This is a genomic window from Pectobacterium sp. HCp5_1 (assembly GCF_032905925.1).
Classification (GTDB): Bacteria; Pseudomonadota; Gammaproteobacteria; order Enterobacterales; family Enterobacteriaceae; genus Pectobacterium; species Pectobacterium brasiliense_A.
Genome location: NZ_JAUMIO010000007.1, coordinates 1 through 12,440 on the forward strand (window position 1 = coordinate 1; position 12,440 = coordinate 12,440).

The 12,440-nt window shown below is 46.5% G+C and carries 14 protein-coding genes; 8 read left to right on the forward strand and 6 right to left on the reverse strand.

The annotated features are described in order from the left end of the window. The 3 genes from Q3A88_RS07295 to Q3A88_RS07305 all read left to right on the forward strand — a co-directional run. The coding region (locus Q3A88_RS07295; protein ID WP_317177712.1) for an IS1 family transposase at window positions 1-109 on the forward strand (109 nt) is incomplete at its 5' end. 281 nt (window positions 110-390) lie between these two features. After that, window positions 391-1,158, forward strand: a complete 768-nt coding sequence (locus tag Q3A88_RS07300) for a transcriptional regulator (RefSeq protein WP_317177661.1) — start codon at window positions 391-393, stop codon at window positions 1,156-1,158. Next, window positions 1,145-1,615, forward strand: coding sequence for a FidL (locus Q3A88_RS07305; protein ID WP_110163519.1), 471 nt, complete (start codon window positions 1,145-1,147; stop codon window positions 1,613-1,615). Before Q3A88_RS07300 ends, Q3A88_RS07305 begins: the two co-directional genes overlap by 14 nt. Before the next feature lie 122 nt (window positions 1,616-1,737). Here the strand turns inward: Q3A88_RS07305 and cueP are convergent, their stop codons facing one another. From cueP to Q3A88_RS07320, 3 genes are all read right to left on the reverse strand, one after another. Then, entirely contained in the window at window positions 1,738-2,289 is a 552-nt protein-coding gene (cueP, locus tag Q3A88_RS07310) for a copper-binding periplasmic metallochaperone CueP (protein ID WP_317177713.1), read from the reverse strand. Window positions 2,290-2,503: 214 nt separating this feature from the next. Next, window positions 2,504-2,905 (reverse strand): VOC family protein, encoded by a 402-nt coding sequence (locus Q3A88_RS07315; protein ID WP_317177662.1) that lies wholly within the window; start codon window positions 2,903-2,905, stop codon window positions 2,504-2,506. Between the two features lie 189 nt (window positions 2,906-3,094). Then, window positions 3,095-3,661 (reverse strand): TetR/AcrR family transcriptional regulator, encoded by a 567-nt coding sequence (locus tag Q3A88_RS07320; protein ID WP_080163952.1) that lies wholly within the window; start codon window positions 3,659-3,661, stop codon window positions 3,095-3,097. Window positions 3,662-3,793: 132 nt separating this feature from the next. Here Q3A88_RS07320 and Q3A88_RS07325 point away from each other — a divergent pair, with 132 nt between their 5' ends. Further along, window positions 3,794-4,327: an HPP family protein gene (locus Q3A88_RS07325; protein ID WP_039283836.1), complete on the forward strand. Its 534-nt coding sequence runs from the start codon at window positions 3,794-3,796 to the stop codon at window positions 4,325-4,327. A gap of 144 nt (window positions 4,328-4,471) precedes the next feature. After that, window positions 4,472-5,461: a Gfo/Idh/MocA family oxidoreductase gene (locus Q3A88_RS07330; RefSeq protein ID WP_317177663.1), complete on the forward strand. Its 990-nt coding sequence runs from the start codon at window positions 4,472-4,474 to the stop codon at window positions 5,459-5,461. A 138-nt stretch (window positions 5,462-5,599) separates the two neighbouring features. On the opposite strand, the gene Q3A88_RS07335 is transcribed toward Q3A88_RS07330, so the two are convergent. Further along, the gene (locus tag Q3A88_RS07335) at window positions 5,600-6,172 is read right to left on the reverse strand and encodes a hypothetical protein (RefSeq protein WP_317177664.1); all 573 of its coding nucleotides are present in this window, start codon (window positions 6,170-6,172) and stop codon (window positions 5,600-5,602) included. A gap of 336 nt (window positions 6,173-6,508) precedes the next feature. On the opposite strand from Q3A88_RS07335, the gene Q3A88_RS07340 reads away from it, so the two are divergent. Beyond that, complete coding sequence (locus Q3A88_RS07340) at window positions 6,509-7,546, forward strand: methyltransferase (RefSeq protein ID WP_110163607.1); 1,038 nt, start codon at window positions 6,509-6,511, stop codon at window positions 7,544-7,546. A 698-nt stretch (window positions 7,547-8,244) separates the two neighbouring features. On the opposite strand, the gene Q3A88_RS07345 is transcribed toward Q3A88_RS07340, so the two are convergent. After that, entirely contained in the window at window positions 8,245-9,264 is a 1,020-nt protein-coding gene (locus Q3A88_RS07345) for an alpha/beta hydrolase (RefSeq protein WP_317177665.1), read from the reverse strand. 159 nt (window positions 9,265-9,423) lie between these two features. On the opposite strand from Q3A88_RS07345, the gene Q3A88_RS07350 reads away from it, so the two are divergent. Continuing rightward, on the forward strand, window positions 9,424-9,846 hold the full coding sequence (locus Q3A88_RS07350) for a MarR family winged helix-turn-helix transcriptional regulator (protein WP_039283843.1): 423 nt from the start codon (window positions 9,424-9,426) through the stop codon (window positions 9,844-9,846). Window positions 9,847-9,972: 126 nt separating this feature from the next. Here Q3A88_RS07350 and Q3A88_RS07355 read toward each other — a convergent pair whose 3' ends face one another. Beyond that, window positions 9,973-11,160 carry an MFS transporter gene (locus Q3A88_RS07355; protein WP_317177666.1) on the reverse strand — a complete coding sequence of 396 codons (1,188 nt, stop codon included), beginning with the start codon at window positions 11,158-11,160 and terminating at the stop codon, window positions 9,973-9,975. A gap of 115 nt (window positions 11,161-11,275) precedes the next feature. Between Q3A88_RS07355 and Q3A88_RS07360 the strand changes: the two genes are divergently transcribed. Then, on the forward strand, window positions 11,276-12,232 hold the full coding sequence (locus tag Q3A88_RS07360; protein ID WP_039283847.1) for an AraC family transcriptional regulator: 957 nt from the start codon (window positions 11,276-11,278) through the stop codon (window positions 12,230-12,232). The last annotated feature ends 208 nt before the right edge of the window (window positions 12,233-12,440 follow it).

The following is a 12,440-nucleotide window of genomic DNA, read 5'->3' on the forward strand; positions in this document are numbered from 1 at the left end:
CCGTACTCGAATCAAGAGGCTGGCTCGCAAAACGATTTGCTTCTCGCGCTCAATAGAAATCCACGAAAAAGTCATTGGAGCCTTCATCGAAAAATATATGTTCTACTAATTGGAGGCATTACCAAATAATGAAATGTCTTTTTATTTAGATAGAGGGTAAATGAAAGGTAGATAATCTTTGACAACAAATAGGTAAGTTTTTATCCTTGCCTGAGATAGAGCCTGCGAATTGAGATATATAATTGTTTCTGCTTTTATAGATAACGTATTTTTTGTTGTAGCATGGTGATTTTAAGACTATTCCATAAGTTTTATCACCATAAATGATGTATCTATCAGGCTGATTATAACAAACGAATAGCGCTTCTTAATCTTGATGGAAAAGCACGTATGGTTTATTTGATTAATGACTTAATCATTTTTAATGAAGGAGAAGGAACGCTTGCATGGATAGAACGTGAAAATGAAGCAATCTCTCTGAGCTTTCCTATTTCTCGATTGCTCTGTTTGCTCATTGAGAATCAGGGGGTAACGCTAAGCCGCGATTTTTTGTTAAAAGAGGCACTAGAAAAGCATGCACTTTGCCCTTCTCTTAATAATCTAAACAACTATTTATCTCTGTTAAGGAAGGTATTACGCGAATTTGACCTTTCGGATTCGATTGTGACTATTCCTAAGCTAGGTATTGTTTTTAACGTGGAAAGCATTGTTTCCTATCCAACGGCGGATGAAGGAGAGGAAGAAACGTTAAATCAAGGAGGTGAAAAGCACGTTGAAGAGGAGAGTGATGAAGAAAAAAAGCCCTTTTCTATAAAGCATCTCGCCATACCTGAGCCAGTAAAAAAACAACAATATATCCGGTTCCTTCTCATCTGGACAATGATAGCCGGGATTTTCCTGCTCGCGTTGGGAAACGTAAACCGTTTCCCGTATCGACACCTTGTCGACGTGAAGATGAGCGGGAAGTGCGATCTTTTCTATTTATATGACAGCGTGGGTTATCCTCTCCCAACCGACTATGAAAACCTGTGTTCAGATAACACGTTATTCTTCCTGTCGAAAAAAATTGTTATATCTGGAATGCCGGATAAGAAAAGTGAAATCGTTATTTCCTGCAAGAAGGATGGGAAGGGATGTGTGACTTATGTTAATAATTAAAGTCAGAAAGAAAATTTTTTGCACTATATTGGTGCTTTTTATTTCATTTTCTCTGGGAATCCTTTTTTATTTAAAAAGTAATTTATACAGAAAACCACTGGTGTGCCAGGGTGAAGTAAAGCTCTATGCGGAAGATCAGCAGATCAGAAAGGAATATGACGTCTATTTTTATCTCAATAGACAAAATAGAGCGCTGGTTTTAGTCAACGGTTTTTACATCAGCGAGAATGGTGTGCCCCTAACGATTCGGCGCACGTTCAGCTTTGATTCAGTGTGGGAGGGGAACCGTCTGGTGGTGAACAATATCGCGATGAGTAAGAATACCAACGATAATGCTCCCGATGAGGCGATCCCCATTCTGGCTGAAAATGATGTCATCCAGTTCGAAATGCTGACGAAGCATACCTATCTGATTAGTAACGTCCAATCAAAAATGGCCTGCAACATTCGCGATTAATGGGTGTTGGAACGGTGTGTACACATTAATCGCTATGCAAGATGCGTTTCATAACACGTGTTGTATGAAATCATCAATATCTTCAATTGCTTGCTGAATCCGTGTTCGCGACCGGCTTTCTGCTACGCCTCTTTCAATGGCAGTGTCGTCATGCAGGTCTGACTGTCGTCATAGGTCGCAAACGGTGAGCTTGCCACGCGTCCCTGATAGGTCACGTTAATCGTTCCTTCAATATTGCGCGGTAACCATACGCCGACAAAGCCGTTTTGATGACTGTTTAGGGTTTTTTGCACGATAACATTGCCCGCTTTATCGGTGATTTTTACGTCAAATGCGGTATTAGCGAGCTCCCCCTGACAGCCGGATAAACTGTGGTTAAAGCAAGGGTGGGTTTGCTGAATATAAGGTGCGAATGAAAGATAGAATTTATTTCCCAGCGGATAGCTATACTGCTGCTGCCCATCGGATAATTTCAGTGCTTTGCTGGTAATCGACGCGCTGTAGGGCAGCGGTCTTGCCTGCGGTGATTGATCGATAACATCGACGATCTGCTCGACCGTTTTCCCCGCCAGCCCTTGTTTAGCCAGAAACGCGTTAGCGTCAGCTGTTGCTGCAAAACCTGAACCGCTTAATGTCAGACCGAATAGCGCCGCCATCATCTTTAGCTTCATCATCATTTCCCCTCAATAGAGCCATCATCTGGAATCACAGGCTATGACGTTACACCTTCCCCCTACTGGAAGGTCAAAAGACGGGGAGTATAGAAAGGTAAATTAATGTATTTACTGATTTTTTATTGATTTTGGTCAATTTTAAATCAGGGTGAGTGGCGGCGATATCAGCGCTATTATTGATGTGGCGCATGAGTCAGGTGTTCTTAGGTCTCATTTACTGACCTGACCAGTAAAACTCGATGCGGATCCCGCTTGGCTCATAGCACATCATATGCATGGCCGGGCCACCGCTAGCCAGAGCGGGCGCGAATTCAATGTTGATGTTATGCGCTGATAATTTATCAGCGATTTCAAGCAGCGCCGCTTTGCTATCAACCTTAATGGCAAGATGATGCAAGCCGACATGACTTTTTCGATCAAACTGAACCGGCTCGCTGGTTTGTACCTGCCAAAGCGTGAGCATTATCGTTCCATCGCTGACAAAAATGGCGGGATAATCCTCTTTTCGTTTTACCTCTTTCCATCCCAGAAGCGAGGTAAAAAAGTGCGCGCTTTCTTCCAATGCTGATACCGTCAAACCAATATGGTGAACGCCTTGTGTAAGTGGTGAGTTCATGGTTACTTCCTCAATGAGAGATATACTCGTCATACTTCAAGTTGCATGTGCGTTGGCTACGTTCAGTCACCCGAATCACTTACCTGAGTAAGCTCATCGGGATGCCTTCTCTTGCCGCCTGCCTGAAACTCGAATTATTTAGAGTATAAAGTTAATAGTGGCTACCGATGTGTGATAGGCACCGAGTGATTACTGAGAAGGATGAGGGAAGGCTAACTGTCTCGCGTGTCGGCGATAAACATCCTCGCCGCGGGTTAGGCCAGTAAATTCCGCTCTCACGATCATCCCTTCGATAAACGTCATGATGGCTTCGATTTTGTCTTCTTTTTCTGGTTCTTCGGCAGTGAATATCGATAGCAAGAATGACTTGATCCAGGTTTTATGGCGCAGGGCCAGAGCTGTAATGGCTTCGTCTTGCCCTTTAAATTCAGCCAGCGCATGCATGAACATACACCCCTTAAAGTTGACGGTTCGGAACCAGGAAAAATGCCAGTCCATCACGGCATCCAGACGACTTTCCGCGTCGTTAGCGCCAGATATCACACTGGCTAACCCTTCCTCAAAGCGCGTATGTCGGCGAGCCAGCACGGCTTCAATCAACTTATTCTTTGAGCCGAAATGGCGATACATGGATGTTTTAGAGACTCCCGCCTTATCTCTAATTAAATCAACGCCAACGGCGGTATAGCCAAATTCATTAAACAGCGCTTCCGCGATATCTAAAATGTGCTCTCTCTTGCCCATGATCTCTTTCATCGTTTTTCTTCATCAATGATGGGTTGTTTTTACGTGTACAGATCTGTACTCTTTGCCTGGATGTGTACAGATCTGTACACTTAATCTAGCACAGCAATTTCATAACATCATGTTTTTTTATCGGGGATGGCCATGAAGAGACTCAGAGGGGGCGGTGCTTTGCCACCAAAGCCAACATTTATCCAGCTAATGAAAGGGTTAGTGGGTGGGAGCATAGGGATTCTGATCCTTAGCTATTTGGGGCAGTCCAGCGGTGTACCTTGGTTGATGGCCCCCTTCGGGGCAACCTGCGTCATTTTATTTGCTGCGTCAGCATCGCCATTCGCGCAGCCAAGGAACGTGATTGGAGGACATTTCATTACGTCAGCCGTGGGTCTGATTGCTTTGTATGGATTCGGCGACACTCTCGTTGTGCTGTCACTGTCTGTTGGCGTAGCGATAATGCTGATGCAGTATTTTCGCGCGGTTCACCCACCAGCAGGTGCCAACCCGCTGGTGATCATTCTGGCAGGGAAAAGCGCCGTGGGGTTTGAGTTCTTAGTCACGCCCGTTCTATTGGGGAGCATTGTGCTGGTGGCGATCGCCGCCGTGATCAATAACTATGCCGAGGAAAGTCACTGGCCTGCGTATTGGCACGGTATTGGACAGCGTAAGCGCCAGCCCTGAGATGGTCTGACTCAGGGATGAGGATACGTTGTTGAGAATGAATGGATAGCGGTTGTTATAAAAAATAATAACGGTCTTGATGTTTTTTTATCGTTTTTGGGGGAATATAAAAACTACCTCTCCGGATATTCTAAGAGTGAAAATATGAAAAAAATAAGATGGGCAATCATGGGAACCGGAACTATTGCGAAAAATTTTGCCAAAGGATTGCAAGGCTTAGAAGATGCGGAGCTTTATGCTGTCGCCTCGCGCTCCATAGAAAGTGCTATTCAGTTTGGTCAAAATTATGAAGCACAGAAGTACTACGGTAGCTATGAGGAAATGGTCAGAGATGACGAGGTGGATGTTGTCTATATTGCGACACCTAATAGCGCGCATAAAGATAATATTTTACTGTGTTTAAACCATAATAAACCGGTTCTGTGTGAAAAGCCTTTTACCCTAAATGTTAAGGAAACACAGGGGGTTATTCGCGTTGCCAGGGAGAAAAATGTTTTCCTGATGGAAGGAATGTGGAGCCGTTTTTTCCCCATTATGCAGAAGGTGCAAGGGTGGATTGAGGCAGACCTGATTGGCCCCATTAGAATGGTGACCGCTGATTTTGGTTTTAGAAGAGAGGGTGAACCAGAAGAGCGAAAAATCAGTTTGCACCGTGCCGGAGGCGCGCTAATGGATGTAGGAATTTACCCTATATCATTCGCATCCTGGGTATTAAAAAAAGAGCCTGTTTGTATTAAAGGGGTCGCCAGTTTATATGAAACCGGCGTGGATGAACTTTCTGCGATGACATTTCAATATGAAAGCGGCCAGCTCGCCGTATTATCCTGTTCGATAAATACGCCGACGTTGAAAGAAGCCAGAATTATCGGCAACAAAGGTTCAATCACTATCCCTGATTTCTCTAAAGCCACCTCCGCTACGCTATCCGTCATTGGTGAAGAACCGGTGACGATAACGATTCCGCTGGAAGGAAATGGATATAATTACGAAGCCGCAGAAGTTATGTCGTGCCTGAGAGAAAATAAAACAGAGAGTAATATTATGCCTCTGGATGAGACGCTATCCATTATGGCATCAATGGATGAGCTCCGACGCCAGTGGGGAATTGTGTTCCCTACAGAAAATCAAGATTGATGGACGTCCTCTCCATTGTATCTTCAAAACTTGCTCTAACCGTTGGGTTTTATTTTTTTTAGCTTATTAATTAAAATATTATCGCCAGTACGAGACTGGCGATAGTCGCTGTTATTATTAAAGTATGTGGATTTTTTGCTAGCTATAATTATTTACATTAGCGATTGCCGTATCTAAGGGAATTACCTTGTATTTCCAGTATGTTATTCTTTGGGCTTTAGGCTTGCCGGTTGGGCCAAAATATTCTTTCCATGCGGTATCGCTTGTCAATAGATCTGAAAACATCTTGCTTAGATCACTGGTGGTCCATATTTTTTTGTAGCCCTTAGCCCCTGAAGGCGCTGGCGCGGTATGTTTTACATATTCACCAACGGAATATTCATTTTCATACGCCATAAAAACGGTATAAACCCACCCTTGAGGTATTGTGTGCTGATACCAGGGAATGACCACAAAGTGGTGTACGGTCGGCCCAACCAGGAAGTGCCACACGGCAGTCTCTGAATTGGCTCCAGGGAACCCGATGGCGATATTGATGTTTTTCTGCATGTCTTTGTTATTTTCAATCACAGTTCCACTGCCTGAATCATCCTGCGTCTTGCCATAAACAGCACGACTCATTTGAGTGGGAACACCCGGACAATCCTTTATTTTCATAAGTTTATTATTAGCTAAAATCGCATTTATCAGGGCGTCATCAGTATTAGGCATACGAACATTCCTTATATCTTGAGGTATATAATAGTTGGTGTATAAAATCATATTCGTGCTGAGAAATTGAAAATTACAATGACCCGCTTAAAAAAACATAGAACTGGTACTCTGGTTTGTAAATTATTAAAAGGGACTAGGAGAAATAGCGGATCTTGCACAGGAAGGCTTTAATCTCTTATTTATTCTGGCCGGATGGTAGATGGCGGATTACCGTTCGGCCAAACGGATGATATGTTTTTAGCCTCATTTCCGCATACTTTGCGTACCGTCATCAATGACGAGCTAGATCGTAAACTCATCCTCGCTATGAAATCAGAGAATAAAGGGAGATATATGAATTCCGCTGAGCATATTAAAAGTATTTCAGAAATTATGATGATGCCTTTGGCCGCAAAAGCATTATGCGTTGCAGCGGAAATAGGGATAGCAGATAAAATAGGGGAGCAGGGGACAACCATCGCTGAATTGTCAAAGGAATGTCAGGCGAATGAAAAGAACATTTTTGATATCATCAAGGTGCTTGAGGTCTTTGGCTTTTTTGAAGTGAAAGATGAAAGTATTATTAAAAATAATGCACGTTCTGCGCTGCTGATGTCGGATAACATCAGTTCAATGAAGCATTTCTGTATGCTGTTCGGTAATGAATACTATCAGGGGTTTGATGGGCTATTGCATACGAGTCGTACGGGGGAATCGGGCTTTAAGCAGGTCTTTGGGCTGACATTATATGAGCATCTGGCGCACTCCGCGTCACGAGCAGATATTTACGATCTTGCCATGCGGGATTTATCTCGTCCGGTGGGATATGTGCTGGCTAAAGAATATGCGTCGCTTTTTAAAACGGCTGGCAGCGTTGTTGATATTGGCGGCGGTAGCGGCGTTATTTTGACTGAGCTTATAAAGCAGTATCATCATTTAACGGGGTGTCTTTTCGACATGACCGGTGTCTGTACCAGAAGCGAAAAGCGTGTCGCACAGCACTATCCTGAATTGAAAGAAAGAATGGTTTTCACTCCCGGCAGTTTCTTTGAGGCTATTCCTTTTGGTTATAATATTTATCTGCTTAAAAATATATTGCATAACTGGAACGACGAATTCTGCCTGAAAATATTAAAAGCCATCGCGCAATCAATTGGGCATTCAACGCTACTAATTATCGAACCTTTGCTAGAGCATGAGGAAACCTCACCAAGGTTATTGATGAATGCGCTTTTTCAATCCGTCATCTGCCAGGATGGCACGCGATACAGAACGTTGAAAGATATGGAAAATATTCTGACGTTAAGTGGATTAATCATCGTTGGTACAAAAAAAATAACCACTGGCCATACGGTCGTTGAGATTAAATTAAACGCGGCGCCGCAGAGATGAATATTGCAAGTGCTCTATTTTTCTGTGTTTTTCTCATAGCTTTCTAATGACTACTGTTATTAAAGCCATGTTATTAAAATCATGTTATTAAAAACAGTATTGACACTGCTTTTAAAATGCGTAGATTGGGATTACAGCAGTAAAGTTTCAGCCTGCTGTGATGTTAAAGACATCGAATATGCTCTTTAATAAATATTTTGCGATACAGGTCACGAAATATTTTTGTATGGGGAGTCGATGTTGAGAAGAATTCATACTCTCACATTGATGATGCTTTAAGGCCACGTAGTCAGTATCGACAATCGCAAAAATGGGGTAAAAGCGCGATGATGTAAGGCCATGATTTTGTTTATGTTGGTTGCGATTAGGTGTCGGTTTAGTGAGTGAAAGATATCGCAACGGGAGTAAGGCCACGCATCAAAGAGTCTATATCGCGATGGGGGATGTACTTGTTAACCTGCCATATCTTTGAATGGTGATAAGGTTGGCAGACTGTTTAAATCAGTAAATATAGGGAGGTTTAGCTCATTTTAGTACCCAATATTATCTGTTATAAACGTGTACATTTGAAGCAGTACCAATAGTAGTAAAATGTTATTAAGTCAATGAATGTTAAATATTAAATCCGCAGTACCTTAAAAGCCCTGGCTAATATAGTCAGGGCTTTTATCATTTAGAACCGTTGCTATATCAAGCCGTTATTTCAGGTGTTTTTGCAACTCTGCACCTGCCTGCTCCAGCGCGGTGATGACGGTCGGCTCTTCGCTCAGCGGATTCAGCAGGCCGTAATCATGGATCATGCCGTTGTAGCGAGTCACGGTCACGGGTACGCCTGCTGCATCCAGCTTACGTCCGAACGCTTCGCCTTCATCGCGCAGTACGTCCAGTTCTGCCGTCTGAATCAATGTTTGCGGGAAGCCCTTCAACTGTTCAGTACTGGCACGCAGTGGGGAGGCAAGAATGTTGTTACGGTCTGCCGCACGGGTCGTATAGTTATCCCAGAACCACTTCATCATATTTTTCGTCAGGAAATAGCCCTTTTCGTACTGGTTGTAGGACGCGTTATCGAAGTTCGCATCCGTTACAGGCCACAGCATGACGTTATAACGAATTTTCGGCCCGCCGAACTGTTTAGCCTGTAGGGCAACAGACGCGACCATATTGCCACCGACGCTGTTGCCGACCAGCGCCAGACGACTACCGTCCACACCAATCTCCTGACCGTGCTCGGCCACCCACTGCGTTGCTTCATAGGCCTGATTGATGGCTACAGGGAAGCGTGCTTCAGGAGACGGGGTGTAATCCACGTACACCGCTGCTGCACCAGACGCCCTGACCAGATCGCGGATTAAACGCTCGTGAGTGGGGAAATCACCTAACACCCAGCCGCCACCATGGAAAAACATGAACACCGGCAGCGTACCGGATGCATTTTCCGGCTTCACAATTTTCAGCTTAATAGCCTGACCGTTCACCTGGATGGTTTCTTCAGACACCTGTGCGGCTGGCAGTTTCACGCCCTGTTGCGCACCGATCAGAACCTGACGCGCTTCCTGCGGAGTCATCTGTTCTATCGGTTTGCCCTTACCGGAATTCAGGACATCAAGAAATGCCTGTACACCAGCAGTCGGTGCAGGGGCATTGATCGGCTGCGCAGAGGCGATGGATGTCATAGATGCGAACACGGCAGAAGTCAGGATGGTGGAGACAGTTTTCATGATGTTGGCCCTTTTTAAAATCGTGAGGTTGATAGGTTCAATCGGGGTGTTTTTATAACAATGCGATTAAATCGTGTAAACAATACTTGCGCACAAGTTGTTTTTGGTCAAACGTTATTTATAATTTTTTTTAAGCTTGTGAGTAACGGAGTATTTAAAATGAAAGAAAACAGTACCTTGGGTGAATTGCTGTGCTTCTCTCTGTATTCGGTCGCCAATGCACTGATCCGTCAGTATCGGCCGCTGCTGAAAGAATTCGATCTGACCTACCCGCAGTTTGTCGTCCTTCTGTCCCTGTACGATCAGGACAATATCCTGCTCAAAGAACTGAGTGAGAAAACGCTGTTTGATTCAGGCACGCTGACGCCGCTTGTCCAGAAGCTGGAAGCCAAGGAATTTTTAAACCGGGTTGCGGTTGCGGGTGATGAGCGGATGAAAAAGGTGGTGCTGACGGACAAGGCGCTTGCGTTGAAAGAACGGATCGTCGACCTGCCAAATCAGATGCGTTGCTCTATGCGTATGAACGATGAAGATCTGAATATGCTGCGACAGCTTTCCAAAAATCTGCTGGAAGATTTATAGCTGGGTTGGGAAAAGGTCGATTTCCTATTGAGGATTTTCGAATCGTCTGGTCGATTGGGGGCGCTAATAGTTCAAAAGAAGGGTCAGTGACAAATGCCACACCCGCGCTGGGTGTGGCATAGCGTGTTATTGTGCGCGAACTCGCACGCCCGCAAAAACAATCACCATTGCTGATACCAGCAATAATCCGCTGCCAGCAAACACACCGCTGGCTCCGTTGAGGTCAAATATCACCCCGCCACCCGCTGCGCCAGCCCCAATCGCAAACTGGATCGATGCCACCAGTAAACCGCCCGCGCTTTCGGCTTCGTCCGGTACGGTGGTTGCAAGCCAGGTTGACCAGCCCACGGGAACCAGGCCAAACGCAAATCCCCACATTGCCACCAGCAGACCATCCAGTATCGCCAGATGTCCAAAGGCCGCCATGGTCAATGCCAGAACGCCCATCACAAAGGGCACAAGTGCCAGCGTCAGGCGTAAGTTTCGCGCCAGTAGATAACCGGCAATCGAAGTACCGACAAAATTGGCGAGGCCAAAGCCGAGTAAAATCAGGGAAATATTTTCGACGCTTGCCTGCCCGACGGTTTCCAGAAACGGGCGCAGGTAGGTAAAGAACGCGAAATGTCCGCTGAAGATCAGCACAGTTGCCAGCAGTCCGCCGATCATGCCCGGACGGCGCAGCACGCGAAGCATTGTTCCCAGGCTGCCGCTGCTTTCCGGCTTCATCGATGGCAACACCCACAGCTGCCAAAACAGCGCCACAACGCTCGGCAGAATGCAGAGAATAAAGACGTTTCGCCAGCCAATCAAACTCCCCAGATAGCTGCCAAGCGGCGCGGCAACGACGGTGGCAATCGAGACGCTGGAGAAGATCACCGCCAGCGCTTTAGGCACTTTATCCTTGGGCACAAGACGCATCGCCGTGGCGGTGGACATAGCCCAGAACCCACCAATGGCAATCCCCAGCAGTAAGCGCCCGAATAGCAGCACATGCAGATTGGGAGCAAACGCCACCAGCAGGCTGGAGATGATTTGCAGCACCGAGAAAAACATCAACACCCAACGGCGGTCGATGCTTTTGGTTGCCGATGTGATGAGCAATCCGGTCACCAGCGCGACCAGCGCCGTTGCGGTCACCGCCTGGCCTGCCATTCCCTCTGTAACGCCTAGACTTGCCGCCATCGGCGTTAATAAACTGGCTGGTAGAAACTCAGCCGTAATCAGGCCAAATACCCCCAGTCCCAGTGAATAAACGGCTCGCCAGGCGGGTTTGGTGGGCGCGATGGCCTCACTTGCCGCTATACATGAATTCATCTGTTGCTCTCTCGTTAGAAAAATGTGACAACCGTCACGAAGCATAGAGCGTTCCACATGGACGATCTATGACATATACTCTTCACTTATTGATTATTCGTCCGGAGTTGTCGTCATGACCGTTCAGTCACCCGATTTGATCAGCGAGCTTCTGCGTGGGATGCGTCTTTCCGGGGTGACCTATCGCCGAATTGAAACCCACGCTCCCTTTGGTGTGGCGTTCCACTACGTGCCCGGCAAGGCGCAGTTTCATTTTGTCAGCCAGGGTACGGCGCTGCTGCGCATGGAGAGTGGCGCGACGTTTGTGCTAAAAAGCGGGGACGCGCTGTTTATCCCCAACGGGAATTCGCATGCGTTACTCTCTGATGAAAAGGCTGACGTCACGCCGGTGTCGGCATTTCCCAGCGAACCGATTTGCAATTCGGTGTGTGCGATTGACTGCGAACCCTGCCCAGATACCGAAAACACGGTGATCTTCAGTGGATGCATGGATTTTGAGCTGGGTGGAATGCAGCCGCTGATCAAAGCGATGCCGGAAGTCATGATGGTCAGCCGCCTGATGTCGACCTGGCCAGAAATCCATCCGATTCTTGCGGCCATGGAACGTGAGTCGATGACACGCCAGGTAGGATTTGCCGGCATTCTGGCGCGACTGGCCGATGTGGTCGCGGCGCTCATCGTGCGTGGATGGGTTGAAGCCGGCTGCGGTAAAGCGACGGGCTGGGTGCAGGTATTGCGTGACCCGAGGCTGAGCCGGGCGATTTACGCGATGCATCAGAATCCGGGCGTCAACTGGAGCGTCGCGGAACTGGCAAAAGAAGCGGGCACCTCCCGTTCCGTTTTTGCCGAACGCTTTCTCTCCGCAACCGGAACTACGCCCGTAAAATATCTCAGCGAGCTGCGCATGCGCTTAGCTGTTCAGTACATCCGTCATGAACATCAGCCGATTGAAACGGTGGCGCTACGTCTGGGTTACGGATCGCTGGCGGCGTTCAGCCGCGCATTTAAACGCATCGTGGGCCATGCACCGGGAACGCTGCGGGAAACCAGCCAGGTTTCTGAGGAGGTTTGATGGGGAACAGAGTTAGAGATCGTATTGGAAGAGAACGTGCCATCGTAGCGATCGTTGTTGCTGGGGGGATTGTAAGTATCCCAGTAAAGCGAACCATTCATTTTTAGAGATCTTCCGACATAATACAGAATGAAGAACATAACGGCTGATGGCATTGTTATGTTTTTGCCGCTTAAACCATCACGATAAATAGCCTGTGCCAAAAGAC

Excerpts from the sequence above, each read along its gene's own strand:
- Q3A88_RS07340 (WP_110163607.1), top strand. The coding sequence starts at position 6,509 with ATGAATTCCGCTGAGCATATTAAAAGTATTTCAGAAATTATGATGATG.
- Q3A88_RS07335 (WP_317177664.1), bottom strand. The coding sequence starts at position 6,172 with ATGCCTAATACTGATGACGCCCTGATAAATGCGATTTTAGCTAATAAT.
- Q3A88_RS07305 (WP_110163519.1), top strand. The coding sequence starts at position 1,145 with ATGTTAATAATTAAAGTCAGAAAGAAAATTTTTTGCACTATATTGGTG.
- Q3A88_RS07330 (WP_317177663.1), top strand. The coding sequence starts at position 4,472 with ATGAAAAAAATAAGATGGGCAATCATGGGAACCGGAACTATTGCGAAA.
- Q3A88_RS07300 (WP_317177661.1), top strand. The coding sequence starts at position 391 with ATGGTTTATTTGATTAATGACTTAATCATTTTTAATGAAGGAGAAGGA.
- Q3A88_RS07355 (WP_317177666.1), bottom strand. The coding sequence starts at position 11,160 with ATGAATTCATGTATAGCGGCAAGTGAGGCCATCGCGCCCACCAAACCC.
- Q3A88_RS07325 (WP_039283836.1), top strand. The coding sequence starts at position 3,794 with ATGAAGAGACTCAGAGGGGGCGGTGCTTTGCCACCAAAGCCAACATTT.
- Q3A88_RS07360 (WP_039283847.1), top strand. The coding sequence starts at position 11,276 with ATGACCGTTCAGTCACCCGATTTGATCAGCGAGCTTCTGCGTGGGATG.
- Q3A88_RS07350 (WP_039283843.1), top strand. The coding sequence starts at position 9,424 with ATGAAAGAAAACAGTACCTTGGGTGAATTGCTGTGCTTCTCTCTGTAT.
- Q3A88_RS07315 (WP_317177662.1), bottom strand. The coding sequence starts at position 2,905 with ATGAACTCACCACTTACACAAGGCGTTCACCATATTGGTTTGACGGTA.
- Q3A88_RS07345 (WP_317177665.1), bottom strand. The coding sequence starts at position 9,264 with ATGAAAACTGTCTCCACCATCCTGACTTCTGCCGTGTTCGCATCTATG.
- cueP (WP_317177713.1), bottom strand. The coding sequence starts at position 2,289 with ATGATGAAGCTAAAGATGATGGCGGCGCTATTCGGTCTGACATTAAGC.
- Q3A88_RS07320 (WP_080163952.1), bottom strand. The coding sequence starts at position 3,661 with ATGAAAGAGATCATGGGCAAGAGAGAGCACATTTTAGATATCGCGGAA.